We start from the raw sequence: 25,274 nt of genomic DNA, 5'->3' as shown, positions 1-25,274 counted from the left end.
AGGCGCAATTACAGCGCCTTAGGGCCCAAATCTCACCTTCAAATTGGTCTACAGGCCGGCGCAACCAGCGCGCCGTTTCCCTGTCACCTGCGCGAAAACTCTGCGGTGACAGTTACAAATGGATGCGTTAAAGCCGATATGTCGGCTTGCCCGGCCAGATCTTACGGCCCTTACACGGCGATCTGATATCCCCTCAAGCCACGGATCCGCGCCGCGTATGTCCCAAAACACCAAAGCCATTTTGCTGATGATCAGCGCCATCTTTTTCTTTGCCGCAATGGATGCCACCGCCAAGGAGTTGAGCCAACGGGTTGGCACCCTGCAGGCGGTCTGGGCCCGTTACGCCGGTCAAACCATGATGGTATTCCTGATCGTTCTGCCCCGCATTCAGACTGTGGCGCGCACCCGCTATCCACTGTTGCAGCTGGCGCGTTCGGTGATCCTGCTTGGGGCGACCGCCTCCTTCTTTACCGGGATCACCCATATTGGTCTGGCTGAGGCCACCGCCATCATGGACATCAACCCGGTGCTGATCACCCTGGGCGCGGCGCTGTTTTTGGGGGAACCGCTGGGCCCACGCCGCGCCTTTGGCATTGCGGTATCGCTGATCGGCGCCTTGATCATCATCCGCCCCGGCAGCGGTGTGTTTTCGGTCTATGCGCTGTTCCCGCTGGCGGCGGCGTTTTTCTATTCGGCCTATAACCTTGTTACCCGCTATGTGGGCATGAATGAGGATCCCTGGACCTCGCTCCTTTACACGGCGGCCTTTGGCGCGGTGATCCTCAGCTGTCTGGTGCCGTTTTACTGGACGCCGCTGGATTTGACCTCCTTTGCGCTGCTGTGCCTCCTGGCCTGTTTCGGCACCATCTCGCAGTTGTTGCTGATCAAGTCGCTGTCACTGGGTGAGGCCGGGATGCTGGCGCCCTTTGCCTATGTCGGGCTGATCTTTGCCACGCTCTGGGGCATGGTCTTCTTTGATGAATACCCGGATTTCTGGACGGTGATCGGGGCGCTTGTGATTGTTGTGGCTGGGATTTATGTCTGGCATCGAGAAACTGCGCAGAAACGGACCTGATCCCAGATGGCCCAACCCAAGCCCCCCTTTCTGACCCGTGCGGGCCAGTACACGGCCAATCTGATCCTCAGCGCACCGCTGAAGCTGGCACTGTGCCTGCCCTATCGGCCACGGGTCTGGCTGATGGGCGCGATGATGTCGCGGGTGCTGGCGCCGCTTCTGGGCTATCGCAAGCGGGTGCGAGACAATCTGGATCTGGTCTGGGCCGACCTGTCTGAGGCCGACAAGCGCCGCCTGGCCCGGCAAGTGCCGGAAAACTTTGGCCGCACGCTGGTGGAAATCTATTCCGGCGCGCAGCTGAAGGAACATTTGGCCGAGACCAAACCCGAAGGCCCCGGTGTGGCGGCCCTTGAAAAGGCCCATACCGAGGGGCGGCCTGTCATTCTGGTCTCCGGGCATTTTGGCAACCACGACGCGGTGCGCGCCACGGTGTCACGTGATTTTTCGCCCGTGGGCGCACTCTACCGGCCGCTGGACAACAGCTATTTCAACGAACATTGGGAAGCCGCGATCGAAAGCGTCGCCGAACCCGCCTTTGCCCGCGGTCGCCGTGGGCTGGCCCAGATGGTGAAATACCTGCGCAGCGGCAACATCATCGCTCTTCTGGTGGATCAGCATGTCAGCGACGGCGCGGATCTGACCTTCTTTGGTCATCCGGCCCGTACCACCCTGTCGGCTGCGGAAATGGCATTGAAGTACAACGCGCTGGTGCTGCCGGTCTTTGGTGTGCGCCAGCCCGATGGCTATGGTTTCCGTGCCATCATTCAGGATGAGATCCCCCATGGCAGCGCCGAGGACATGGCGCAGGCGATGAACGACGCGCTGGAGGCGATGGTGCGCCAGCATCCCGAGCAATGGTTCTGGGTGCATCGCCGCTGGAAACAACGTGGTAAGAAAAAAGCCGGCTGAGGGGTCCCCCGCCGGCTCCTGATTTCTCTGATCGCTGGTTCAGCGCAGACGCGCCGCGGCCAGAATGCGGCCCGGGCCACGTTCCTGCACGATCACCACCAGCGGATCCTCTCCGCTGACCTTGGTGCTGAGATCCAGCGGCCGGCGCATGTTCCATTCATCGAGGAGCTGCCAGTCGGTGACGATATTGGCGTAGGTGATTGTACGGCCAGCGTTTTCGCCAGAGCGGATCTGCACCGATTTGCGCGGCATGTAGCGCACAAGCTGCACCAGAACCGGGGTCTTGGCGCGGGCGACCTTGCTGGCTGTGACCTGCAGCTGATTGCCGGTGATCGACAGCTGTAGATCCACCGTGACCTCCGCCGCACCATGACGTTCAATCAACGCGTTGACGTTTTTGGGGTGGTTGCCGACCACATGTTCCTGCCCCTGCACGATCATCTGCGGTGTGTAGATCGAGCGGCGCCCGGCGGCGCTGGCATAGGCCTTCTGCCGTTCGGTGTGCTGCGGTGAGGCGAACTTGTCCTTCCAGCCGATATAATCCCAGTAATCCACGTGCAGCGCCAAGGGGATCACGTCATCCCGTTTGGCCAGCTCACCCAGAAAGGCATCTGCAGGCGGACAGGACGAACAGCCCTGCGAGGTGTAAAGCTCGACCACCACAGGGCGGTCTACAGATTGGGCGGCGGCCGCCGTGGGTAAGGCCACAGTCGTCACGCTGCCCCAAACGGCCAAAGCCGCGGCAAACTTGGTAACCAGTCGACGCATGAGTTTCGTTTTCCCCAACGAATGTCTTTTCTTGGTTTTAGCCAATTCGGGCTGAAATAACCAATCAATGATTTGTCACGAGACGGTGATAGCCTAAGTGATCGGACGGGACGTGCCAATTTTCACAGCACTTGTGCGGCCTTAGCGCAAAGGCATCCGCGCGCCAGACTTGATCGCTCACGCGGGATGCGGCAGAACCAATCGCAGCAAGACCCTTATCGTATTTCAAGAGGGAGACCAGCCATGCCCATCACAGTTGGACAAGACAGTGCCAAAACGCGTCAAACCCTGACCGCTGGCAGCCAATCGATTTCCTATTATTCCATCCCCGCCGCTCAGGCCGCAGGCCTTGGCGATTTCGCCAAGCTGCCCGCCGCGCTGAAGGTGGTCTTGGAAAACATGCTGCGCTTTGAGGACGGGGGGCGCACCGTGTCTGTTGACGATATCAAAGCCTTCGCCGAATGGGGCGCCATGGGGGGTAAAAACCCGCGTGAGATCGCCTATCGCCCGGCCCGCGTTTTGATGCAGGACTTCACCGGCGTGCCGGCGGTGGTGGATCTGGCCGCGATGCGCGACGGCATTGTCGGCCTTGGAGGTGACGCACAGAAGATCAATCCGCTGAACCCGGTGGATCTGGTCATCGACCATTCGGTGATGATTGACGAATTTGGCAATCCGCGGGCCTTCCAGATGAATGTGGACCGCGAATATGAACGCAATATGGAGCGTTATCAGTTCCTGAAATGGGGTCAGTCCGCCTTCAACAATTTCCGCGTGGTGCCGCCGGGCACCGGGATCTGCCATCAGGTGAACGTGGAATATCTGGCGCAAACCATCTGGTCCGACACCGATCAGAACGGTGACATGGTCGCCTACCCCGACACGCTGGTCGGCACCGACAGCCATACCACCATGGTGAACGGTCTGGCCGTGCTGGGCTGGGGTGTTGGCGGGATTGAGGCTGAGGCCGCTATGCTGGGTCAGCCGATTTCCATGCTGATCCCCGAAGTTGTTGGTTTCAAACTGACCGGCGAAATGGTCGAAGGCACCACCGCCACCGATCTGGTGCTGAAAGTGGTGGAAATGCTGCGCGCCCATGGCGTGGTCAGCAAGTTTGTGGAGTTCTACGGCGACGGGTTGGACAATCTGCCCCTGGCCGATCGCGCCACTATTGCCAATATGGCGCCGGAATATGGTGCCACCTGCGGTTTCTTCCCGATCGACGGCGAGACACTGCGCTATATGCGCCAAACCGGCCGGGATGAGGATCGCCTGGCGCTGGTTGAGGCCTATGCCAAGGAAAACGGGCTGTGGCGGGATGCGGATTATGATCCGATCTACACCTCCACGCTGGAGTTGGACATGGGCACCATTGTGCCCGCGATCTCAGGCCCGAAACGGCCGCAAGACCACATCGCCCTGACCGAAGCCAGTGCCGCCTTTGGTCGCGAGATGGCAGAGACCTTCAAACGTCCTACGGACAAGACCGTGGCGGTTGCGGGCGAAGATTACAGCCTGTCGTCAGGCAAGGTGGTCATCGCCTCGATCACCTCCTGCACCAACACCTCAAACCCCTATGTGATGATCGGGGCCGGTCTGGTGGCCCGCAAGGCGCGTGCCCTGGGGCTGAACCGCAAGCCCTGGGTCAAAACCTCGCTCGCGCCGGGGTCACAGGTGGTGACCGAATATCTGGAGGCCGCAGGCCTGCAGGAGGATCTGGATGCCATCGGTTTCAACCTTGTGGGCTATGGCTGCACCACCTGCATCGGCAACTCTGGCCCGTTGCAGCCGGAGATTTCCAAAGCAATTGCTGATGGCGATCTGGTGGCCACCTCAGTCCTGTCAGGCAACCGCAACTTTGAGGGCCGGATCAGCCCGGATGTGCGCGCCAACTATCTGGCTTCGCCCCCCTTGGTGGTGGCCTATGCGCTGGCCGGTGACATGAATATCGACCTGACAACAGAACCTCTGGGTCAGGATCAGAACGGCAAAGATATCTTCCTGAAAGACATCTGGCCCAGCAATGCCGAGATTGCGGAACTGGTTGAGAAAACCGTCACCCGTGAGGCCTTCCTCAGCAAATATGCCGATGTCTTCAAAGGGGATGAGAAATGGCAAAGCGTCGAGGTGCCTCAGCAGGAGGTCTATGATTGGCCTGCCAGCTCAACCTACATCCAGAACCCACCCTATTTCCAAGGCATGGGCATGGAGCCGGGCAAAATCAGCAACGTTGAAGGTGCCAAGGTGCTGTTGGTGCTGGGCGATATGGTCACAACCGACCACATCTCCCCCGCGGGCAGCTTTGCCGCCTCCAGCCCGGCGGGGCAGTATCTGACCGACCGGCAGGTGCAACCGCGTGAGTTCAACTCCTACGGATCGCGCCGGGGCAACCATGAGGTGATGATGCGCGGCACCTTTGCCAACATCCGCATCAAGAACGAAATGCTGGACGGGGTTGAAGGCGGTTATACCAAAGGTCCCGATGGGCAGCAGACCTCGGTCTATGAGGCGTCGATGGCCTATCAAGAGGCCGGCACGCCGCTGGTGGTCTTTGGCGGTGAACAATACGGTGCCGGATCCAGCCGCGACTGGGCGGCCAAAGGCACCGCGCTGTTGGGCGTCAAAGCGGTGATTGCGGAAAGCTTTGAGCGGATCCACCGGTCAAACCTTGTTGGTATGGGGGTGATTCCGTTCGAATTTACCGGCGGGGACAGCCGCAAGACGCTGGGGCTGACCGGAGAGGAAACCGTTTCCATCACCGGCCTCGACAGTGTGGAGCCGCTGCAAGAGGTGCCCTGCACCATCACCATGGGCGATGGTACGGTGAAGGACATCACCCTGAAATGCCGGATCGATACCGAGGTTGAGGTAGAATACATCGAAAACGGTGGCGTGCTGCATTATGTGCTGCGCAATCTGGCCAAGTCCTGACCTCGCAACCGAATAACTGCACATAAACAGGTGGTTAAAGCCCGAAGCGATGCAAATCCTTCGGGCTTTTCTATGGCACCCTACGGGACCGGTGGGCGGCAACACTCCCCTTTAGCGGGATGAGATCCGAAAAAACTCACCCTATTGGGAGATTTCTTTGCGGATCGCCCTAAGAAATCAGCCTGCATGCCGTACTAATGGATAGCTATACGATTGCACAGGGTGGCTGGAAGGGGTCTCCAGAGAGATACCACTCATGTGCAGGCAATTCCTTTTTTAGCTGGGCCCGGTCTTGTACCGGGCCCTTTTTATGTCCGCTGACCCTAGGCGGTGACAGTGGACCATTGCCGGATCTGCGCGGCCAGGGGGGACAGGGTGACACCAAATGTCGCCTCAACCTCACCCGTGTTGATGGCTAGCTGATCAGGCGCCACCTGGTTCAAGGCACCATAAAGGTCGCTCAACACATAGCTCAGACCCGGTGCGCCCAGGGCGGCCTCCGCCCGGTTGCCAAAGGCCTCGGGCGTCAGTGGCTGGAAGCTCAACGCACGCCCTTGCCAGTCAGACAGCAGCTGTGCCAGCTTGCCCCCAGTGACCGCGTCGGGGGTGGCGATTTCATAGGCTTTGCCCGCCAGATCCGGCCGCTGCAGCGCCGCTGCGGCCACCACTGCCTGATCGCGGTGCGAGGTCCAGCTGACGCGGTGTTCCGGGCTGAGCGGCGGGTAATCCACGATCCCCTCACTGGCCATGTTTGGCAGGAAGGCCGGGATTTGCAGGTTTTCCAGATAAATCGTTGGCTGCAACACAATGGCCGGAATGCCCGAGGCCAGAATGGCATCCCGCGCCGCGGTATTGCCGGAAATCATCGCTGAAGCCGGATAGCGCTCACCCGTGCTGCCCGAGGTCGAATAGACCAGCAATGGCAGCGCCACCTCATGGGCCACCTCAATCAGGTTCTGCAGCCAGCGCTGCGGCGCCTCGGGGTCTGTCGGCATCGGCAGGTGCACGAAAGCCGCAGACACGCCGGTCAAAACCGTAGCCAGCGCCGCCTTGTCATCCAGCGTTGCCGCATAGGCCTCAGCGGTCGGATGACGCAGCGCCACCTTAGCAGCATCACGGGCCACAGCGCGAACCTGCAGCCCTGCCTGCAACGCCTCTTCAACCACGGGGGCGCCCTGTGCACCGGTTGCCCCAAAAATCGCCACTTCCTTTGTCATCTCTGGTTCTCCATAATGTGATGGTTACGATTAGGAACCACACATAGGCGCCCCATGAAGACCGCGAAAGAAGGCATGATTTCATCAGATAGGCACGTTGAGGTAACCACCCCAATGGCCGTGGACACTGTCACAGCGATGAATGACGGCGTGGATGAATGGGTGGCCAATGACTTTGCCGGCAGCTGCCCGGTGCGCGATGTGCTGGACCGGATCGGTGACAAATGGTCGGTACTGGTGATCCTGCGGCTGGGGCGGCGCACCGAACGGTTCCGCCAATTGCTGCGGGCGGTTGACGGGATCTCCCAGCGAATGCTGACCGTCACCTTACGCGGGTTGGAACGAGACGGTCTGGTCCACCGTGAGGTTCAGCCCACCAGCCCGCCGACGGTGGAATACAGCCTGACCCCGCTGGGCCAGTCGCTGCTGTCCCATATCACCGGTCTGGCGACCTGGGCGGTGGCGCAAGAGGCCGACATTAAGAACGCCCGGCAAGACTATGATAAAAAACACGATCAGGCATAGAAAAGGCCGGTGAGATCACCGGCCCGTCCGCTTGATTTAAGGGGCAAGCAGCGCGGGCCGATCACTCAGCCGCGCGCGCCTTTTCTATCGCCGGGGCCAAAACGCCCTCAATCACCCGCTGGGTCACGGGGCCAGCGTGGCGGGTCACGATGCGACCCGCGCCGTCGATCACATAGGTTTCCGGCACGCCATAGACACCCCAGTTCAGCGCCATGCGGCCATTGCCGTCCTGGCCCACCGCCTCATAGGGGTTGCCCAGCTCCGCCAGGAAATCCAACGCATTGGCCGGGTTGTCTTTGTAATTCACCCCGTAGATCGGCAGCCCCTGTTCACGCAGCGCCTCCAGATTGGGATGTTCCACCCGACAGGGCGCGCACCAGCTGGCCCAGTAGTTCACCAGCTTGACCTGACCATCTTTCATGTCAGCCAGATCAAACATCGGCAGATCCCCCAGCGGCGTCATCTCAACGCTGGGCACGTCGCGACCGGCCAGCGCCGTGGGCAGCTCATCCGGGTTTTCCCGCATCATGCCGATGAAAAACGTCGCGGCCAGACCGCCGAAGATCACCGGCGGCAGCACCATCAAAATGTTGACCTTAGCCATCTGCCTGCTCCTGTGCCTTGCCACCGGTTTTGCTGCGGGCCTCAACCTCGGCCAGCTGCGCCTTGACCTTGCGGGCACGCAGGACCGACAGCACCACCAGCGCCACGATCAGCCCAAGCGAAATGGCGTAGGAGGAGAGCACCGCCTCAGCGTATTTTCCCAGATCAGGCATCATTGCATCCTTTCACGGGCCAAGAGCGCCCGCATGCGACGGGCACGAATTTCAGTTTGGGTGCGCAGGAAGACCAGCGCGATGAACAGCATCAGGAAGCCTGCCATGGAGATGAACAGCGGCGTTGCAAAGATATTGCTCACCCGCTCCTCGGTGTCGCCCGCAAGGGCGCTGGCGCGCAGGACCGAGGCACCCTGATGCAGGCCCTGGTTCCAGAAGTTCACCGCGTAGCGGCTGAGAAGCGCAAAGACCGATCCGACAAGACACAGGATCGAGGTCAGATCGGCGGCGGTGTCATCATCCTCAATCGCGGACCACAGCGCGATATAGCCCAGGTAGAACAAAAACAGGATCAGGAAGGAGGTCAGCCGCGGGTCCCATTCCCACCAGGTGCCCCACATCGGCTGGCCCCAAATCGCCCCGGTGGCCAGCGCAATCACCGTCATCACCGCACCAATTGGGGCGGCGGCACGGGCAGCCAGCGCCGACACGTGATGCCGGCGCACGATCCAGACCATCGAAGCCACCAGCATCATCGCCCAGGCGTTAATAGCCATCATGGCCGAGGGCACATGGATATAGATGATCTTGACCGTTGAGCCCTGACGGAAGTCATCCGGCGTGAAGAAAAACCCCCAAACCAGACCCAGCACCATCAGGCCAAGCGCCAGCGCTGAGACCCAGGGCAACAGCCGGTCCGTGGTCGCAATAAATTTTTTTGGGTTGGCATATTCCCAGATCGAGCTCATGTCTCTTTCCTATCCGTCCTGACGCCCATTGCAAGAGCGTCCCTGTTCAAGTCTTCGTCGGTTCCATATCGGCCATTAAACGTGCCCCCTATCTAAGGTTCACACGCAAAACAGCGGCTGAGGCAAATGGCAGCAGTGCGATCATCGCGCATGTGATCCCCGCCAGCATCAAGAGCGATGTCTGCGCGTTCAACCCCTCAATCGACCGCCGCGCCATCTCGGCGCCGAAAATCAGCGTCGGCACATAGAGCGGCAGCACCAAAAGGCTCAGGAGCAGCCCACCGCGTTTCAACCCCACCGTCAGCGCCGCGCCAAAGGTGCCAATCACGCTCAGCGCCGGGGTGCCGATCAACAGCGACAACACCAGCGGGCCATAGCCAGCGATTGGCAGGTTCAAAAGGATGGCAAAGACCGGCGCCGCCAGCACCAGCGGCAGCCCGGTGGTCAGCCAATGGGCCAGCGCCTTGACGCTGACAATTGCCTCCAATGGCAGCGGCGCGGTGGCCAAAAGATCAAGCGAGCCATCCTCCCAGTCCAGCGCAAAGATCCGGTCCAGTGACAACAGGCACGCCAGCAGCGCGCCCAGCCACAGAACCCCCGGGGCGATTTTGCTCAGCAGACCAGAATTTGGCCCGACGCCAAAGGGCACCAGCACCACCACGATCAGGAAAAAGGCCAGCCCCAGACCAAAGCCGCCCCCGGCGCGAATGGCCAGTTTCAGATCACGCATCAAAAGGGCAATCACAGGAACGCTCCGTCAAAATCTTCCAGCGCCGGTGGTTTGGCTTTGAACGGGCCCACATCCAGCACCCGCGCCTCAGCCAGCCCCAGATCGATATGGGTGGCCAACAGCGCCAGACCTCCGCCCGCCAGATGGGCCCGCACGGCCTCGGCAAAAAGCTGCACCGCGCTGGTGTCCAGTGACACGGTTGGCTCATCCATCACCCAGACAGGGCGGCCCGTAACCACCATGCGCGCCAGACCCAACCGCCGTTTCTGCCCCGCCGACAGTGCGCCTGCGGGCCGTGCCGCCAGCGCCTCCAGGTCAAAGGCCTGCAGCGCCGGGGCGATCGATCCGGTGCCAAAGACCGCGGCCCAGAACTCGAGGTTCTCCGTCACACTCAGCGGGGCCTTGATGCCATCGGCATGGCCGGCATAGGCCATCTGCTCGCGGTCAAGGCTGACCTCCCCCTGCAGCGCCGGCTGCAGACCTGCCACCGTGCGCAACAAGGTGGTCTTGCCGATCCCATTGGGGCCACGCAGCACCAGCGCCTCGCCCGCCCTGACGGCAAAGCTGACGCCTTCCAGAACTTTGATCCCGCCACGGATCACGGTGAGGTCTGACACATTCAATTCCATGCAATGGTCCTATCCCATTGTTTGCGCATCGCAAAGCGCCTTAATGCCTGCCGCGACACCGCGTCTTGACCTGTGTCAGGCAAACCGGGGAAATCTACCGAAAATCGCTTTCAACGTTTCAGAAATACTCTGGGGGTGACGTTCAAAACCCTTTTGAACGGAGGGGGCAACGCCCCCTTCCCCCTCAAACCGGCAGCACCGCCAGCGCCACACGCCGCCCTTCTGACAACAGCACGTTATAGGTGCGGCAGGCCGAGGGGGAGGACATCACCTCAACCCCAACACCGGCCGCGTCCAACTCAGCACGCAAATCTTTGGGCAGATGAGCAATCTCTGCCCCCATGCCGACGAAGATCACGTCATGATCGCCGGCCAGCGCTTTCAGCGCCTCAGCGTCCTGCAGCCCGGCCCAGCTGCGAGCCTGCTTTTCGGTCACGATCACCGCGCCTTCGATCACCTTGCCGCCGATGCGGAAAAACCCAGGGCCATAGCCATCCACTGGCACGGCGTCGCTGAAACTCACTTCGTTAAGCTGCATCCTGTCCCCCTGTCCTAACGATCATCGCCGACTGTACTGACCCAAGCGGCCCAACCGGTCCAACTGGCCGACCCCTCAGCCATCCCACAGCGGCAACCCGCTGAGGCCAACCGTGATCATCACCACATAGCCAAACACACGATACAGTATCTGGCGGTCGGGGTGGAACATAGCGGCCCCAGCCAGATTGCCCAGCAGATTCGGGATCGCCAGCACCAGCCCCAGCACCAGCGGCATCAGCGCCATTTCGCCCTGCAGGCTCAGGACGCCGATCAGGAACAGATCCACCACCACCAGATAGAGCATGATATTGGCCCGCGTCACCGCAGCCGCGGTTGTGGAGGCCATATAAAGCAGGATCACCGGCGGCCCGGGCAGACCGGCCACTCCACCAATGAAGCCCGAGACCAGCCCGGTGCCATATTGCAGCGGCGGCGTGATTGCCCCCTTGAGGCGCATACCGCTCATCAGCAGAAACGGCACCATCAGCGCAATGGCGCTCACCGCATAGCGAAACACCTCCGGCTCCACCGCCAGCAGCACCGCAAGGCCGATCGGAAGAGCCACCGCCCCGCCCAGGGCGATGCGGCCCACCTGCCCCAGGTCTGCGGTGCGCCAGGCACTGGGCAGGTTGGGGATCGGGCCAAAGACCTCCATCACCACAAGGGTGATCAGCGCCCAGACCGGCGGCATGAATTGGCCTGCGATGGGCATATAGACAAGGGCGGCGCCAAAGCCTGAAAAGCCCCGCACCGCCCCTGCCAAAAATACCCCTGCATAGAGCCATGCCAGCCCATCAAAGGCCAGCACTTCGCTCAGAATGTCAGGCATCTACGTTCCCGAACTGATTGCCCTGATTGTTGTCAGGCTTGGACCAGTCGCGTTTCACACCCAGCATCAGCACCACATTCTTGGCCACATAGACCGAAGAATAAGTGCCCACAATGACGCCCCAGGTGATGGCAAACACAAAGCCACGGATCACGTCGCCACCCAGCGTCAGCAGGGCGATCAGCGCCAGAAGCGTGGTACCCGAGGTCATGATCGTCCGGCTGAGGGTTTCGTTCACGGTGAGGTTCATCAGATCGGTCAGCGGTTTCACTTTATATTTAATCAGGTTTTCACGCAGACGGTCAAAGATCACCACGGTGTCGTTGATCGAATAGCCGATGATCGTCAGCAGCGCCGCGATGGTGGCCAGTTCGAACCGGATCTGCAGCACTGAGAAGATGCCGATGGTCAGGATCACGTCATGCGCCAGTGCTGCCACCGCGCCGACCGAGAACTGCCATTCAAAGCGCAGCCAGATATAGAACAGGATCGCCGCCAGCGAGGCCGCAACCGCAATGATCGCGGTTTGGATCAGCTCACCCGAGACCTTGGGGCCAACAGATTCGACCAGCGGGAAGGTGATCGAGGGATCCACGCCTCTCAGCGCGTCTTCGATCTGGGTGATCACCTCTTCGGTGACGCTTTCCTGACCTTCCTGCGCCTGGATACGGATCATCGCAACATGCTCATCCTCGGCAAAGGAAGGATCAAACACCTCGGTGATCGACACATCGCCCAGCCCCAGCGGATCCAGCGCGCCACGGTAGGCGCCCACATCCACGGCGGTTTCGGCCTGTGTCCGGATGGTGGTGCCACCACGGAAATCGATGCCGAAGTTCAGGCCAATGACCAGCCAGGCCACCAGCGAGGCAATGACCGCCACCACAGACAGGCCCATGGTCAGCTTGCGCAGGCGGAAGAAGTCGTAATTGGGGACTTCGCTAAACAGTCTCAAACGCATGATCAGACCTCGATGGTTTTGGGGCGTTTACGTTCGAACCACATCACGATCAGCAGCCGCGTCACGAAGATCGCGGTGAAGACCGAGGTGAGGATCCCGAGGCCCAGTGTGATCGCAAAGCCTTTGACCGGGCCCGAGCCCATGACGAAGAGGATCACAGCAATAATGAAAGTGGTGATATTGGCATCGATGATCGCCGAAAGTGCGCGGTCATAGCCCAGCTCAATCGCGCGGGCTGGCCCTTTGGCGGTGCGCAGTTCTTCGCGGATCCGTTCAAAGACCAGCACATTGGCGTCCACCGCCATACCGATGGTCAAAACGATACCAGCGATACCCGGCAAGGTCAGCGTGCCGCCGATAAGGCTGAGCGCGCCAAAGATCAGGGCGACGTTCACCAAAAGCGCGATGTTGGCGAACAGACCAAACAGGCCATAGCTCAGCACCATGAAGACCAGAACCGCGACGAAGGCCACGATACAGGCGATCTGACCGGCGGCGATACTGTCTGCCCCCAGTTCTGGCCCGATGGTGCGCTCTTCGAGGAACTCCAGACCCGCAGGCAGCGCACCAGCACGCAGCAGAACCGCCAGGTTGGTGCTTTCCTCAACGGTGAAGTTGCCGGTGATGATACCGGACCCACCCGGGATGTGCGACTGGATCACGGGGGCCGAAATGACCTCGCCATCCAGAACAATCGCAAAGGGGTTGCCGATGTTTTCAGCGGTGTAATCGCCGAACTTCCGCGCGCCTGTTGTGTTGAAGCGGAAGTTCACAGCCGGACGACCGTTCTGGTCAAAGGCGGGCTGGGCATCCACCAGTTCCTCACCGGTGACCACAGGAACCTGTTCCAGAACATAGTATTCGCCTTCAGTGTCCAGCGACGGCAACAGTTCATTGCCCGCGCCCGCCGGCATATCGGCGTTGGAAGTGCGGGTCACAACCGGCTGGAAGGTCAGCTGCGCCGTGGTGCCGATGATCGCTTTCAGCTCAGAGGCCGAACCAATGCCGGGCACCTGAATGAGGATCCGGTCCGAACCCTGACGCTGAATGGTCGGCTCACGCGTGCCCACTTCGTCAATCCGGCGGCGGATGATTTCCAGCGATTGCGCCACGGTGCGCTCATCGGTGGCAACACGCTCGGCCTCAGACAGGGTGACAACGATATCGGCGCCATCAACGGCGACGTCAATGTCGGTGGCCCCGGCGCCGGACAGGCTGACAACCGGGCGGGCCAGACCGCGCACCAGTTCGGCGGCCGCGCCAACCTGATCCGGTTTCTGGTTCAACCGCACCCGCAGCTCAGCGCCTTCGGTCTTTTGCAGACGGATGGTGCCGATGGTGTCGCGCTCTTCGCGCAGGAGGTCGCGCACTTCTGGCCACATGGCCTCAAGGCGGCTTTCGTAAACATCGGCCACCTGCACCTCAGCAAGGAGATGCGCGCCACCGCGCAGGTCCAGACCCAGATTGACCAGGCTAGACGGCAGGAAAGACGGCCATTGCGCCGCCTGCTCTTCCAGACCATTGCCCGAGGCGCCTGTTTCCAACGCGGCGACCGCGTCATTACGGGCCTCAACCCGCGCATAAAACCCATTTGGAAGGGCACAGAGGATCCCGAGCGCACAAACCGCCCAGATCAGCACCCGTTTCCACATATCAATCTGAAGCATAGTGAACCGCTTTCAAAAAACAAAAGGCCCGGGGGTCAGGAAACCCTCGGGCCGGTCTTCGGGGTGAGATCAGCCTTCGGCCGGCTCAGTCTTGCTTTTCACCTGAGCGATGGTCGAGCGGACAACGCGGACCTTCACACCTTCGGCGATTTCAACTTCCAGCTCGTTTTCCGCGTCTTTGACCTTGGAAACCTTGCCGATCAGACCGCCCTGGGTGACCACCTGATCGCCCTTGCGCAGCGCGTTCACCATGTTCTGATGCTCTTTCATCTTCTTCTGCTGCGGACGGATCAGCAGGAAATACATGATACCGAAGATGAGAATGAGGGGGATGAACTGGCCGATGGCTTCCATATGTCTGTCCTTAGATCCGTTAGGCGGCTTGAGCCGCGATTTGGCAGGGAACCTATGTGCGCTAACGGGGTTTTGCAAGGCGGGTTGCGCATTGCAGTCAGGCTTTTACGGGCTTTGCAGGCCATGCCCTAGGGGCGGCAGCTTCTGATCGCGGGCAGATCACGGGTTGATCCCCGCTTCCAACGCCCCCGCACGGCGCAATGGTGGCTTTCAACCGAGACAAAAATCAGCAATAACGCCTGCGTTGAAGAATGATTCCGGTAAAGGAGCAAACCCATGCATGACATCAAAGCGATCCGCGAAAACCCAGAGGCCTTTGACGCCGGTCTGGCCCGCCGGGGGGCCGCGCCGATGTCATCAGAGGTGCTGAAACTGGACGAAGCGCGCCGGGCCAAGATCCTGGCGGCCGAAACCGCGCAGTCGGACCAGAAGAAAGCCGCCAAAGAAGTTGGCGCCGCCAAAGCCAAAGGTGATGAGGCCGAGTTTGAACGGCTGCGCGCCCTGGTGGGTGAGAAAAAGGCCGAAGTGGCCGCGATGCAGACCGAAGCCAAGGAGCTGGACGCGCAGCTCAATGACCTGCTGATGGGCCTGCCCAACCGCCTGCATGACGATGTGCCGGATGGCGCCGATGAGGATGACAACGTTGAGGTGCGCCACTGGGGCACCCCGCGCGAGTTCACCTTTGCGCCGAAAGAACATTATGAGCTGTCGGGTGTGCAGCCGGGTATGGATTTCGAAACCGCCGCCAAACTCTCAGGCTCGCGCTTTGTCGTGCTCTCCAAGGGCGTGGCCCGGGTGCACCGCGCGCTGGCGCAGATGATGCTCGACACCCATGTGGAAGAGCATGAGCTGCAGGAAACCTGGACCCCGGTTCTGGTGCGCGAAGAGATGATGTATGGCACCGGCCAGCTGCCGAAATTTGGTGAAGACAGCTACAAGACCGAAGATGGCTGGTGGCTGGTCCCAACCGCTGAGGTGACGCTGACCAATATCGTCAACGGCGAAACCGTCGATGAAGGCAGCCTGCCGCTGCGCTACTGCGCCCACACCCAGTGTTTCCGCTCCGAAGCGGGCAGCGCCGGTCGTGACACCTCGGGCATGTTGCGCCAGCACCAGTTTGAAAAGGTCGAAATGGTCTCGATCGTGCATCCCGAAAACTCGATGGAAGAGCATGACCGCATGACCCGCTGCGCTGAGGCGATCCTGGAAAAACTGGGCCTGCCTTATCGCACCGTGGTGCTGTGCTCGGGCGATATGGGCTTTGGCATGATCAAAACCCACGATCTGGAGGTCTGGCTGCCCGGCCAGAACAAATACCGTGAGATCTCCTCGGTCTCGGTGGCCGGTGATTTCCAGGCCCGCCGGATGAACGCACGGTTCAAACCTGCGGCTGGCGGCAAGCCTGAGTTTGTGCATACGCTGAACGGCTCCGGCCTGGCTGTGGGGCGCGCCCTGATTGCGGTGCTGGAAAACGGCCAGCAGGAAGACGGCTCCGTCACCCTACCAGCCGCGCTGCACCCCTATCTGGGCGGCAAGACCAAACTCAGCGCTGAAGGCGCGCTGGTCTGAACCGACCAAATTGTCTGAACACCGAAGGGGCCCGCTGGGCCCCTTTTTTGTGGCGCTGCGCGCCAGAGTATTTTTGAAACAGTGAATTGCCGCTTTCATCGTTCCCCAAATACTCGCGCCGCAGGCAGGCCCGAGGACCGAAGGTCCGAGACAAAAAGAGCGCCCCGAAGGGCGCCCAATTTAAGTCTGTTTAATGCGAGCCGCGGGGCAGACCGCGTTTTTTGTTCAGGTGTTTGCCAAGCGCGCCGGGCTTTTTGTCCTTCTTATTCCTATAGGGGTTCTTATCCCCCTGCCCGCGCATGGTCAGGCGGATCGGAGTGCCCGGCATGTCAAAGTCCTCGCGCAGACCGTTGACCAGATAGCGCGAATAGCTGTCGGGCAGCTTATCGGGCAGCGAACACATCACCACAAAGCCCGGCGGGCGGGTTTTGGCCTGGGTCATATAACGCAGCTTGATGCGGCGCCCCCCGGGGGCGGGCGGCGGGTGCTGTTCGGTCATCGCGTTCAGCCAGCGGTTCAGCTTGGCGGTCGAGACGCGACGGTTCCAGACGTTGTAGGCGCGTTCCACAGCCTCTTGCAGGCGGTTAAGGCCACGGCCGGTTTTCGCGGACACCGTAATCAGCGGCGCGCCGCGCAGCTGCGGCAGCAGCCGGTCGAAGCTTTCCTTCAGCGCCTTCAGTTTTTCCTGTTTCTCATCCTCGATGTCCCATTTGTTCACCGCGATGATCACCGCGCGGCCCTCACGTTCCGCCAGATCGGCGATGCGCAGGTCCTGCTGTTCAAAGGGAATGGCGGCATCCAGCAGAACAATCACCACTTCGGCAAATTTCACCGCGCGCAAACCGTCGGAGACCGAGAGTTTTTCGACCTTATCCTGCACCTTGGCGCGTTTACGCATGCCGGCAGTGTCCCAGATCCGCACCGGCAGGCCACCCCAGTCAATGGTCAGCGAGATGGCGTCACGGGTGATCCCGGCCTCGGGACCGGTCAGCAGGCGGTCTTCGCCGAGGATCTTGTTGATCAGGGTGGATTTGCCCGCGTTCGGGCGGCCCACCACTGCGATCTGCATCGGCTTGTCGAAGGTCGGCAGACGATAGGTGATCGGGTTGCCGTGTTCGTCCAGCACCTCTTCCTCATCATCGTCCATATGGACGTCAACATCGGTTTCCGGCGCATGCTGGGCAGCGCGTTCTTCGAACTCATCGGCGATGGGCTGCAGGATGTGCATCAGCTCCCCCATGCCTTCGCCGTGTTCACCGGACAGGCGCAGCGGGTCGCCGAGGCCAAGACTATAGGCCTCCAGCGCACCAGCTTCGCCAGCTTTGCCTTCGGCCTTGTTGGCCGCCAGGATCACCTTGTCGGCGCGTTTGCGCAGGATCTCGGCAAACATCTCATCCGTGGGGGTCAGACCGGTGCGGGCGTCGATCATGAACAGGCAGACATCCGCCATATCCACCGCGCGTTCGGTCAGGCGGCGCATGCGCCCCTGCAGACTGTCATCGGTGGCCTCTTCCAGACCGGCGGTGTCAATCACGGTGAATCGCAGGTGACCCAGTTTGGCATCGCCTTCGCGCAGGTCACGCGTTACCCCCGGCTGGTCATCGACCAGAGCCAGTTTTTTGCCGACTAAGCGGTTGAAAAGCGTAGACTTCCCCACGTTGGGGCGGCCTACAATGGCGAGGGTAAAGCTCATCTCAATGGCTCCGGACGGATGGCAGACGGCATGTCTGCGCTGGATAAAGGGCGGATCAAGCCGCCCTGTTATACCAGTTTTGCGTCAACGGAAAGCGTGCAATTGCCCTTTGGTGCCAACAACGTAAAGCGTGCCGCCTGCCACCACGGGGGCGGTGGTTGCGCCGCCGGGCACCTCAACCTGGCGGGTCATCTCACCCGTGGTGGGATCAAAGAAGCGCAGGAAGCCATCGTTGGAGGCCACGATCAGCTGACCACCGGCCAGAATGGGGCCGTGATGGGCGTAAACTTCGCTGGCTTTGCGCTGTTTCGGCTTCAGCAGATTGGGCAGTTTCTTGGCCCAGATCGTCACGCCGTCACGCGCATCGATGCGCAGCAGCTCATTGTGATCGCTGACCGCAAAGAGCGACCCTGAAAGCGGCAGAACCGGGCTGATCGCCCCTTCGCGCGCCGTCCAGAGGCGATCGCCCGTGTCAATGTCCAGCGCCAGAATACGACCGGCGTGCGAGCCGACATAGACCTTGGAGCCATCGATGACCGGATCGGCGGTGATGTCATTGACCTTAGCCAGGGCATCGCTGCGGCGCTGACCGGAGACATAGGCCGTCCACAGGCGCAGGCCGCCATTGCGGAAGGTGCCGTGCAGCGCGCCATCGCCAAAGGCAAAGATGGCAAATTTGTCATTCACGGCCGGGGCCGGTGCGCCCAGTACGTTGTTCACGTCGCTGGCTTGGGTGGTCTGCCAGCGGATGCGGCCAGTGTCGACTTCCAGTGCCCAGCCGGTGTCATCGCCGCCCACCAGATAGACCAGATCGCCGTAAACTGTTGGCGCGCCCGAGCCGGTGGAGCCGATATCCTGCTGCCACAGCACCTCACCCGTGGCGGGATCAAGCGCAGTGAACAGGCCAAAGCCCGAGGTGACAAAGACCTTGCCAGCGCCATAGGCCAGACCGCCGCCGGTGGCCTCACCAGAGCTGTCGCGGGCAGGTGTTAGGTCGCGGCTCCAAAGGACGGTGCCTGCGGTGCTGGTGGCGCTGACACGCGCTTCGGCGTCAAGGGTAAAGACCCGGCCGTCTGCCACAACAGGTTCTGCAGTGATACGGTTGCGGCGGCCATCGCCGGCGCCGATGTCAGCGCTCCAGACCAGCTGTGGCGCGGCGGCCAGGCTGGCGTGGCTGACACGGTTTTTCGGCGAGCCAAAGCGCTGGGTCCAATTGGCGTTCTGCACCATCTTGGGCAGCCGCACCTGCGTTGCAGCGCGGCTGACATCGGCGGCCAGATCTTCGACCGGTATACCACCGCTTAGAATGGCGCGCGGATCTTCCCGCTTGCCGGGCAGAATGCTTTCACGTTCGGAACACCCGGCCAGCACCGCTGCTGCGGAGACTGCCAGAATAATGGAACTGCGTTTCACCAAACCTGCCCTCTAAGTCTTTATCTCTTCAATTCTTGTCGCAAGACATCGGCTGTCTTGCTGGCTCACGCTTCGGAGCGGTCGCCCCCAAGCGCTACAATCAACTGAGTTGCGCGACGACGCAAGCCTGCGCTTGCCTCGGCATCCGCGGCAATCCGCTCAAGCCGTTCCAGTGCGGCGGTGGTGTCACCGGCCTCAACCTCAATCAGGGCCAGCTGTTCTTCGGCCAGCAGGCGCAGCGGTGAGGAGGTCTGGATCAGCCCTTCAAGCACCGCGCGGCGCTCATCGGCAGCCATATCACTGCCTTTCAGCAGCACGGATTTGAACCCGGCGATCTGGCGGTAGATGGCATCAACATCACCGTTGGAAGCCAGCGCATCAAGCAGGCTGGCGGCCTCAGCGTTGTTGCCAGCGGCCTGCAGTTCCGAAGCACGCTGCAGGGTCAGAACTGCGCCCGCCATGGTGCCTTCGGCCGATACATCTGCCAGAGCAGCAGCGCGAGCGGCGGGATCTTCGGCTTCCAGCGCGGTCATGATTCCATCGCCAAGCGCCTGCGCTGCGGCGCGATCCTGCGCTTTGTTGTATTCATTCCACGAGGCGCCGCCCACAATGGCCACAACGCCCACAACCGCAATCCAGCCATAGCGACGGATCAGGCCATAAAGCCGGTCACGGCGCACTTCTTCGCTGACTTCTTCAATGAAACTATCGGTTTCGCTCACGGCACTGCCCCCTTGGTTTGGTTTCTCTTAGCGCTTTGGCACGCCACTGCCAAGTACCCGCAACAATGGGCTGCGGCAGGTTGCCACTATCGGCTTGCAGCGGCTAGGCGGCAGGGATAAACTGAACTAAATCGTTCAGAACGGCTCGGAGGACCTTGTAATTGATCGCAGGGTGGCCAACTAACGTACTATCTGAACGGAAGAAATTTAGTCTAAGGACCCCGTAGATGCGAATTGTCCCAGTTTTGACCGCCATTGTGGTGACTGCAACACTGTACCTATTGATCATGGAGCGTGAGACGTTCATGGCCTTTGCCCTTGGCCAAGATGAAGTGAGCGCAGAAGACACCACTGCAATTCCTGCCACAGACAGCGCTGAAATGCAGGCTGTTGCGCAAAACCTCGTGCGTGTTGTGGTGCAGAGCTCAGAAAGCGAAGAGATCGACAGCGCCGTTCAGCTGCGTGGTGAGACCGAGGCCGCGCGCGAGGTGCAGGTGATGGCTGAAACCACGGCTGTGGTGATTTCCGACCCGCTTCGCCGCGGGTCTTTTGTTGAGGCAGGACAGGAAATGTGCCGCCTTGATCCCGGCACCCGTCACACCAATCTGGCGCAGGCTCAGGCCGATCTGGCCAATGCCCGCGCCCAGGTGCCCCAGGCGCAGGCCCGCGTGAAAGAAGCGCAGGCCCGTTTGGACGAGGCCCAGATCAACGACAATGTGGCCAAGAAGCTGTCGCAGACCGGGTACGCCTCGGAAACCCGTGTTGCTGGAACCCAGGCCGCTGTGGTCTCGGCTGAGGCTGGTGTAGAAGCCGCCCGTTCCGGCCTTGAAACCACGCAGGCCGGCATTCGCGCCGCTGAGGCGGCAGTTGCGGCGGCCGAAAAAGAGATTGAGCGCCTGACGATCAAAGCGCCTTTCGCGGGCCTCCTGGAAACCGACACAGCTGAGCTGGGCAGCCTTCTGGGGGCTGGCGGCGTTTGTGCCACCATCATTCAACTGGATCCGATCAAGGTTGTCGGCTACGTGCCGGAAACGCAGGTCCACCGGGTGTCGCTGGGCAGTCTTGCCGGTGCCCGCCTGACCGATGGTCGCGAAGTGCGTGGCCGGGTGACCTTCCTGTCGCGTTCGGCAGATCCTGAAACCCGCACCTTCCGCGTTGATATCGATGTTGCCAACGCTGATATGTCGATCCGCGATGGTCAGACCGCAGATATTCTGATCGCCTCGGCCGGTACGATGGCGCATCTGCTGCCCGGGTCGGCGCTGACGCTGAACGACACCGGTGATCTGGGTGTGCGGATTGTCGAGAGCGGCAATATCGTGGCCTTCAAACAGGTCAACCTGATGCGCGACACCAGCGAAGGTGTCTGGGTCACCGGATTGGCGGACAAGGTTGATGTGATCGTTGTGGGTCAGGAATTTGTGATCGACGGCGTGAAGGTTGAGCCCACCTACCGGGAGGCCGCACAATGACGGGTATCGTCGATTGGGCCGCATCCCGTGCGCGGATGGTGCTGGCCTTTGTTCTGCTATCGCTGCTGGCTGGGGGCTTTGCCTATTCCAGCCTGCCCAAAGAGGGCGAACCGGATATTGAAATCCCGGCGCTCTTCGTCTCGGTCCCCTTCCCCGGCATTTCGGCCACTGACGCGGAAACGCTGCTGGTCAAGCCGATGGAAACCGAACTGGCTGATCTGGACGGGCTGAAAGAGATGTCCGCCACCGCCGCCGAAGGCTATGCCGGTGTGGCGCTGGAATTCGAATTTGGCTGGGACAAGACCAAGATCATGGCCGACGTGCGCGACGCCATGTCGAAAGCCGAGGGCAACTTCCCCGCTGGGTTTGAGAGCTATTCGGTCAATGAGATCAACTTCTCTGAGTTTCCGATCCTGATCGTCAACCTGACCGGTGATGTGCCGGAACGGACGATGTACAGGGTGGCTAAGGATCTGCAGGACAAGCTGGAAGCGCTGGATTCAGTGCTGGAGGCAGGCATTGCAGGCAACCGCGATGAGATGGTCGAAGTGATCATCGATCCGCTGCGTCTGGAAAGCTACAACGTCACTGCGGGTGAGCTGATCAATGTGGTGACCAACAACAACATGCTGGTGGCCGCCGGTGAAGTGGACACCGAACAGGGCTCCTTCGCGGTGAAGATCCCATCAAGCTTTGATGAGCCGCGCGACATCTATTCGCTGCCGGTGAAAATCAATGGCCAGCGGGTTGTGACCCTTGGCGATCTGGCTGAGATCCGCCTGACCTTCGAAGACCGTCATGGCACTGCGCGCTTCAACGGCGTCAATACAGTGGCGCTGCAGGTGGTCAAACGCAAAGGCTACAACATCCTGGACACCACCAATATGGTGCGTCAGGTCATTGATGAGGCCAGCGGCGAATGGCCTGCAGATCTGAAGGCTGCGGTAGACGTGGGCACCTCCAACGATCAGGGCCGCATCGTGGGCTCGATGGTCAGCCAGCTGGAAGGCTCGGTTCTGACCGCGATTGCGCTGGTGATGATCGTGGTTCTGGCCGCCCTGGGCAGCCGGGCCGCCCTGCTGGTGGGCTTTGCGATCCCGACCTCCTTCCTGTTGTGTTTCGTCCTTTTGGCGATCATGGGGATCACCATTTCCAACATCGTGATGTTTGGTCTGATCCTCGCGGTGGGCATGCTGGTGGATGGCGCCATTGTTGTGGTGGAATATGCTGACAAGCGCATCAAAGAGGGCACCGGCCCGATGCACGCCTATGTCGAGGCCGCCAAACGCATGTTCTGGCCGGTGGTCAGCTCAACCGCGACAACGCTCTGTGCCTTCCTGCCGATGCTGTTCTGGCCGGGCATCCCGGGCCAGTTCATGGGCATGCTGCCGGTGACACTGATCTTCGTTCTGTCGGCTTCGCTTGTGGTGGCGCTGATCTATCTGCCGGTTCTGGGTGGTGTGTCGGGCCGGTTGAGCCGGACCTTCAGCAACCTGTCGGAATGGCTGAAACGCAAACTGCCCTGGTGGATTGCCCGCGCCGCGCTGGTGCCGCCGTCGATCATGCTGATCTTCACCGGTGCCATGCAGCTGTTGAACCCCAACTATGTGGTTGCAATGGGCGAAGGTGGACTGGCCAACTTGCTGGTGGGTGGCGTGATGTTCATGACCGGCGCCTTTGCTGCCTCGGTCACGCTGGGTGCTGCTGAAATCCACTGGAGCCGCAAGCGGATCAAAGCCGGCCACAAACGCACCGTCTTTGGCTATTTCATCAAAGCAATTGCCGGCAACCCGGTAATGCCGATTGTCTCGGCCGTTGTGGTGATCGGCTTTGTGATGCAGGTGTTCAGCTACTTCGGGGAAAACAACAACGGTGTTGAGTTTTTCGTAGAATCCGAACCGGAAATGGCGATCGCCTATGTGCGGGCCCGTGGCAACCTCTCGATTGAGGAAAAGGATGATCTGGTCAAACAGGCCGAAGATATGATCCTGGCCCACCCCGGTGTTCTCAACGCCTTTGCCTTTGCAGGCGAAGGGGGCCTCAGCAACAACACCGGTGGCGCGCAGCCGCCCAGCGATACCGTGGGCCAGGTTCAGTTCGAAACCATTCCGTGGGAAGACCGCGCCGACCGTCCGGATCTGGATGGTGACGTGGTACTGGATGAGCTGACCGCGCAGCTGGATCAGATCCCCGGCATCAAGATCGAAATCCTCGCCGCATCGCGTGGGCCTGCCTCGGCCAAACCGGTGCACCTGCGTCTGAAATCGGACAATTGGGATAACCTGTTGCTGGCAACTCAAACCGCCAGCGCCAAGTTCAGCGATACCCTGGCCCTGGAGCTGGTCGAAGACACCCTGCCCCTGCCCGGCATCGACTGGCAGATTGACGTGGATGTCGAAAAAGCCGGCCGCTACGGTGCCGATGTGGCCACGGTTGGCGCCATGGTACAGCTGGTGACCCGCGGGATCCTGCTGGACACCATGCGCGTCGACAGTTCGGAAGAAGAGATTGAGATCCGCGTGCGCCTGCCCGAAGAAGACCGGGTGCTGTCGACGCTAGACACGCTGAAGGTGCGCACCCAGGATGGTCTGGTGCCGCTGGCCAACTTCATCACGCGCAAGCCTGTGGCCAAACTGGCCACCATCGACCGGGTGGATCAGAAACGCTACTTCGATGTGAAGGCGGCGGTTACCGATGGCTATGTCAAAGCGATGGACGGTGAGGCGCAGCTGGGCTTCCTGCAGCAGGTTGCAGCGGGCGAAGGCACTGTCATCGCCCCCGATGGCACGCAATATGTGATCGCTGAGGCCGAAGATCCCGATCTGTTGAAATCCACCGTAGAGGCCGGCGATGCAACCTTTGTTGTCGTCACCCCTGCGGAACGGATTGAGGCGCTGACCGCCTGGCTGGGCACCAATCCGATCCCGGAAGGCATCGCCTGGGAATGGACCGGTGATCAGGAAGACGAAGCGGAATCGCAGGCCTTCCTCAGCCAGGCCTTTGCCGGTGCGCTGGCGCTGATGTTCATCATCCTCCTGGCGCAGTTCAACTCGATCTACAACTCGGTGCTGGTTCTGCTGGCGGTGGTTCTGTCGACCACGGGTGTGCTGATCGGCATGCTGGTGATGGATCAGACCTTCTCGATCATCATGACCGGGACCGGCATCGTGGCGCTGGCCGGGATCGTGGTGAACAACAACATCGTTCTGATCGACACCTATCAGGAATACAGCCAGTACATGCCCCGGATTGAGGCCATTGTGCGCACCGCCGAAAGCCGCATCCGTCCGGTGCTGCTGACCACGGTGACCACGATGGCGGGTCTTGCGCCGATGATGTTCGGCCTGTCGCTTGATTTCATGGGCGGCGGCTACACCGTCGACAGCCCCACCGCGCTGTGGTGGAAACAGCTGGCGACCGCTGTGGTCTTCGGTCTGGGCATTGCCACCGTGCTGACGCTGGTCTTCACGCCCGCGATGCTGGCGATGCGGGTCTGGTTCACCACCTATGTGCTGTGGATCGCCCGGGCGCTGCAGGCGCTGTCGCTTGGCCGCGGCAGCCGTGCGGCCCAGGACATGGCCCTGCGCAGTGCCGCCCGCAAGGTCAAATCGCCGGAGCTGATCTGGGAAGACGATGAGCCTGAGCTGTTTGAGGTGATCTCCGACCCTGAGGAGACCACGCCGGAGCCGCCCAAAGGGGGCAAGCTGGCAGCTGCTGAATAGGGAACAGGCCGGGGCAACCCGGC

22 protein-coding genes are annotated in these 25,274 nt (G+C 61.0%); 7 read left to right on the top strand and 15 right to left on the bottom strand.

What is annotated here, in order from left to right:
- Window positions 1–217 precede the first annotated feature (217 nt).
- Both ACORLH_RS09485 and ACORLH_RS09480 read left to right on the top strand, forming a co-directional pair.
- Entirely contained in the window at window positions 218–1,075 is an 858-nt protein-coding gene (locus ACORLH_RS09485; RefSeq protein WP_321832451.1) for a DMT family transporter, read from the top strand.
- A 6-nt stretch (window positions 1,076–1,081) separates the two neighbouring features.
- Window positions 1,082–1,984 (top strand): lysophospholipid acyltransferase family protein, encoded by a 903-nt coding sequence (locus ACORLH_RS09480; protein WP_321832450.1) that lies wholly within the window; start codon window positions 1,082–1,084, stop codon window positions 1,982–1,984.
- Window positions 1,985–2,023: 39 nt separating this feature from the next.
- Here the strand turns inward: ACORLH_RS09480 and ACORLH_RS09475 are convergent, their stop codons facing one another.
- Complete coding sequence (locus ACORLH_RS09475) at window positions 2,024–2,752, bottom strand: DUF1223 domain-containing protein (protein WP_321832449.1); 729 nt, start codon at window positions 2,750–2,752, stop codon at window positions 2,024–2,026.
- 243 nt (window positions 2,753–2,995) lie between these two features.
- Between ACORLH_RS09475 and acnA the strand changes: the two genes are divergently transcribed.
- Window positions 2,996–5,683: an aconitate hydratase AcnA gene (gene acnA / locus ACORLH_RS09470; RefSeq protein WP_321832448.1), complete on the top strand. Its 2,688-nt coding sequence runs from the start codon at window positions 2,996–2,998 to the stop codon at window positions 5,681–5,683.
- A 323-nt stretch (window positions 5,684–6,006) separates the two neighbouring features.
- Here the strand turns inward: acnA and ACORLH_RS09465 are convergent, their stop codons facing one another.
- The gene (locus ACORLH_RS09465; protein WP_321832447.1) at window positions 6,007–6,900 is read right to left on the bottom strand and encodes an SDR family oxidoreductase; all 894 of its coding nucleotides are present in this window, start codon (window positions 6,898–6,900) and stop codon (window positions 6,007–6,009) included.
- Window positions 6,901–6,954: 54 nt separating this feature from the next.
- Between ACORLH_RS09465 and ACORLH_RS09460 the strand changes: the two genes are divergently transcribed.
- Window positions 6,955–7,425, top strand: a complete 471-nt coding sequence (locus ACORLH_RS09460) for a helix-turn-helix domain-containing protein (protein ID WP_321832446.1) — start codon at window positions 6,955–6,957, stop codon at window positions 7,423–7,425.
- 61 nt (window positions 7,426–7,486) lie between these two features.
- Here ACORLH_RS09460 and ACORLH_RS09455 read toward each other — a convergent pair whose 3' ends face one another.
- From ACORLH_RS09455 to yajC, 10 genes are all read right to left on the bottom strand, one after another.
- On the bottom strand, window positions 7,487–8,029 hold the full coding sequence (locus tag ACORLH_RS09455; RefSeq protein ID WP_321832445.1) for a DsbE family thiol:disulfide interchange protein: 543 nt from the start codon (window positions 8,027–8,029) through the stop codon (window positions 7,487–7,489).
- Window positions 8,022–8,204, bottom strand: a complete 183-nt coding sequence (gene ccmD / locus ACORLH_RS09450) for a heme exporter protein CcmD (RefSeq protein WP_321832444.1) — start codon at window positions 8,202–8,204, stop codon at window positions 8,022–8,024. The genes ACORLH_RS09455 and ccmD overlap by 8 nt, the downstream gene beginning before the upstream one ends.
- On the bottom strand, window positions 8,201–8,950 hold the full coding sequence (locus ACORLH_RS09445; protein WP_321832443.1) for a heme ABC transporter permease: 750 nt from the start codon (window positions 8,948–8,950) through the stop codon (window positions 8,201–8,203). Before ACORLH_RS09445 ends, ccmD begins: the two co-directional genes overlap by 4 nt.
- An 88-nt stretch (window positions 8,951–9,038) precedes the next feature.
- Entirely contained in the window at window positions 9,039–9,695 is a 657-nt protein-coding gene (gene ccmB, locus ACORLH_RS09440; protein WP_321832442.1) for a heme exporter protein CcmB, read from the bottom strand.
- Window positions 9,692–10,309, bottom strand: coding sequence for a heme ABC exporter ATP-binding protein CcmA (ccmA, locus tag ACORLH_RS09435; RefSeq protein ID WP_321832441.1), 618 nt, complete (start codon window positions 10,307–10,309; stop codon window positions 9,692–9,694). Before ccmA ends, ccmB begins: the two co-directional genes overlap by 4 nt.
- Before the next feature lie 184 nt (window positions 10,310–10,493).
- Window positions 10,494–10,847, bottom strand: a complete 354-nt coding sequence (locus ACORLH_RS09430; protein ID WP_321832440.1) for an Mth938-like domain-containing protein — start codon at window positions 10,845–10,847, stop codon at window positions 10,494–10,496.
- 75 nt (window positions 10,848–10,922) lie between these two features.
- Window positions 10,923–11,678, bottom strand: coding sequence for a sulfite exporter TauE/SafE family protein (locus ACORLH_RS09425; protein WP_321832439.1), 756 nt, complete (start codon window positions 11,676–11,678; stop codon window positions 10,923–10,925).
- Window positions 11,671–12,639, bottom strand: a complete 969-nt coding sequence (secF, locus tag ACORLH_RS09420) for a protein translocase subunit SecF (RefSeq protein WP_321832438.1) — start codon at window positions 12,637–12,639, stop codon at window positions 11,671–11,673. Before secF ends, ACORLH_RS09425 begins: the two co-directional genes overlap by 8 nt.
- A gap of 2 nt (window positions 12,640–12,641) precedes the next feature.
- Window positions 12,642–14,306: a protein translocase subunit SecD gene (gene secD, locus ACORLH_RS09415; protein WP_321832437.1), complete on the bottom strand. Its 1,665-nt coding sequence runs from the start codon at window positions 14,304–14,306 to the stop codon at window positions 12,642–12,644.
- Between the two features lie 69 nt (window positions 14,307–14,375).
- Entirely contained in the window at window positions 14,376–14,660 is a 285-nt protein-coding gene (gene yajC / locus ACORLH_RS09410; protein ID WP_058241802.1) for a preprotein translocase subunit YajC, read from the bottom strand.
- A 276-nt stretch (window positions 14,661–14,936) separates the two neighbouring features.
- Between yajC and serS the strand changes: the two genes are divergently transcribed.
- Window positions 14,937–16,229 carry a serine--tRNA ligase gene (gene serS, locus ACORLH_RS09405; RefSeq protein WP_321832436.1) on the top strand — a complete coding sequence of 431 codons (1,293 nt, stop codon included), beginning with the start codon at window positions 14,937–14,939 and terminating at the stop codon, window positions 16,227–16,229.
- A 190-nt stretch (window positions 16,230–16,419) separates the two neighbouring features.
- On the opposite strand, the gene der is transcribed toward serS, so the two are convergent.
- The 3 genes from der to ACORLH_RS09390 all read right to left on the bottom strand — a co-directional run bounded on the left by der (window position 16,420) and on the right by ACORLH_RS09390 (window position 20,057).
- Window positions 16,420–17,922: a ribosome biogenesis GTPase Der gene (gene der, locus ACORLH_RS09400; RefSeq protein WP_321832435.1), complete on the bottom strand. Its 1,503-nt coding sequence runs from the start codon at window positions 17,920–17,922 to the stop codon at window positions 16,420–16,422.
- Between the two features lie 84 nt (window positions 17,923–18,006).
- A complete protein-coding gene (locus ACORLH_RS09395; RefSeq protein WP_321832434.1) occupies window positions 18,007–19,335 on the bottom strand; it encodes a PQQ-binding-like beta-propeller repeat protein in 1,329 nt (442 codons plus the stop codon).
- A gap of 65 nt (window positions 19,336–19,400) precedes the next feature.
- The gene (locus ACORLH_RS09390) at window positions 19,401–20,057 is read right to left on the bottom strand and encodes a hypothetical protein (RefSeq protein WP_321832433.1); all 657 of its coding nucleotides are present in this window, start codon (window positions 20,055–20,057) and stop codon (window positions 19,401–19,403) included.
- 227 nt (window positions 20,058–20,284) lie between these two features.
- Between ACORLH_RS09390 and ACORLH_RS09385 the strand changes: the two genes are divergently transcribed.
- Both ACORLH_RS09385 and ACORLH_RS09380 read left to right on the top strand, forming a co-directional pair.
- On the top strand, window positions 20,285–21,529 hold the full coding sequence (locus ACORLH_RS09385; RefSeq protein WP_321832432.1) for an efflux RND transporter periplasmic adaptor subunit: 1,245 nt from the start codon (window positions 20,285–20,287) through the stop codon (window positions 21,527–21,529).
- Window positions 21,526–25,251 (top strand): efflux RND transporter permease subunit, encoded by a 3,726-nt coding sequence (locus ACORLH_RS09380; protein ID WP_321832431.1) that lies wholly within the window; start codon window positions 21,526–21,528, stop codon window positions 25,249–25,251. Before ACORLH_RS09385 ends, ACORLH_RS09380 begins: the two co-directional genes overlap by 4 nt.
- The last annotated feature ends 23 nt before the right edge of the window (window positions 25,252–25,274 follow it).

The organism is Thalassovita sp. (assembly GCF_963691685.1).
GTDB lineage: Bacteria > Pseudomonadota > Alphaproteobacteria > Rhodobacterales > Rhodobacteraceae > Thalassobius.
This window is presented reverse-complemented; position numbering and strand designations above follow the sequence as displayed.

Coding starts and splice junctions, on each gene's coding strand:
- ACORLH_RS09485 (WP_321832451.1), top strand. CDS start 218: ATGTCCCAAAACACCAAAGCCATTTTGCTGATGATCAGCGCCATCTTT.
- ACORLH_RS09480 (WP_321832450.1), top strand. CDS start 1,082: ATGGCCCAACCCAAGCCCCCCTTTCTGACCCGTGCGGGCCAGTACACG.
- ACORLH_RS09475 (WP_321832449.1), bottom strand. CDS start 2,752: ATGCGTCGACTGGTTACCAAGTTTGCCGCGGCTTTGGCCGTTTGGGGC.
- acnA (WP_321832448.1), top strand. CDS start 2,996: ATGCCCATCACAGTTGGACAAGACAGTGCCAAAACGCGTCAAACCCTG.
- ACORLH_RS09465 (WP_321832447.1), bottom strand. CDS start 6,900: ATGACAAAGGAAGTGGCGATTTTTGGGGCAACCGGTGCACAGGGCGCC.
- ACORLH_RS09460 (WP_321832446.1), top strand. CDS start 6,955: ATGAAGACCGCGAAAGAAGGCATGATTTCATCAGATAGGCACGTTGAG.
- ACORLH_RS09455 (WP_321832445.1), bottom strand. CDS start 8,029: ATGGCTAAGGTCAACATTTTGATGGTGCTGCCGCCGGTGATCTTCGGC.
- ccmD (WP_321832444.1), bottom strand. CDS start 8,204: ATGATGCCTGATCTGGGAAAATACGCTGAGGCGGTGCTCTCCTCCTAC.
- ACORLH_RS09445 (WP_321832443.1), bottom strand. CDS start 8,950: ATGAGCTCGATCTGGGAATATGCCAACCCAAAAAAATTTATTGCGACC.
- ccmA (WP_321832441.1), bottom strand. CDS start 10,309: ATGGAATTGAATGTGTCAGACCTCACCGTGATCCGTGGCGGGATCAAA.
- ACORLH_RS09430 (WP_321832440.1), bottom strand. CDS start 10,847: ATGCAGCTTAACGAAGTGAGTTTCAGCGACGCCGTGCCAGTGGATGGC.
- ACORLH_RS09425 (WP_321832439.1), bottom strand. CDS start 11,678: ATGCCTGACATTCTGAGCGAAGTGCTGGCCTTTGATGGGCTGGCATGG.
- secF (WP_321832438.1), bottom strand. CDS start 12,639: ATGCGTTTGAGACTGTTTAGCGAAGTCCCCAATTACGACTTCTTCCGC.
- secD (WP_321832437.1), bottom strand. CDS start 14,306: ATGCTTCAGATTGATATGTGGAAACGGGTGCTGATCTGGGCGGTTTGT.
- yajC (WP_058241802.1), bottom strand. CDS start 14,660: ATGGAAGCCATCGGCCAGTTCATCCCCCTCATTCTCATCTTCGGTATC.
- serS (WP_321832436.1), top strand. CDS start 14,937: ATGCATGACATCAAAGCGATCCGCGAAAACCCAGAGGCCTTTGACGCC.
- der (WP_321832435.1), bottom strand. CDS start 17,922: ATGAGCTTTACCCTCGCCATTGTAGGCCGCCCCAACGTGGGGAAGTCT.
- ACORLH_RS09385 (WP_321832432.1), top strand. CDS start 20,285: ATGCGAATTGTCCCAGTTTTGACCGCCATTGTGGTGACTGCAACACTG.
- ACORLH_RS09380 (WP_321832431.1), top strand. CDS start 21,526: ATGACGGGTATCGTCGATTGGGCCGCATCCCGTGCGCGGATGGTGCTG.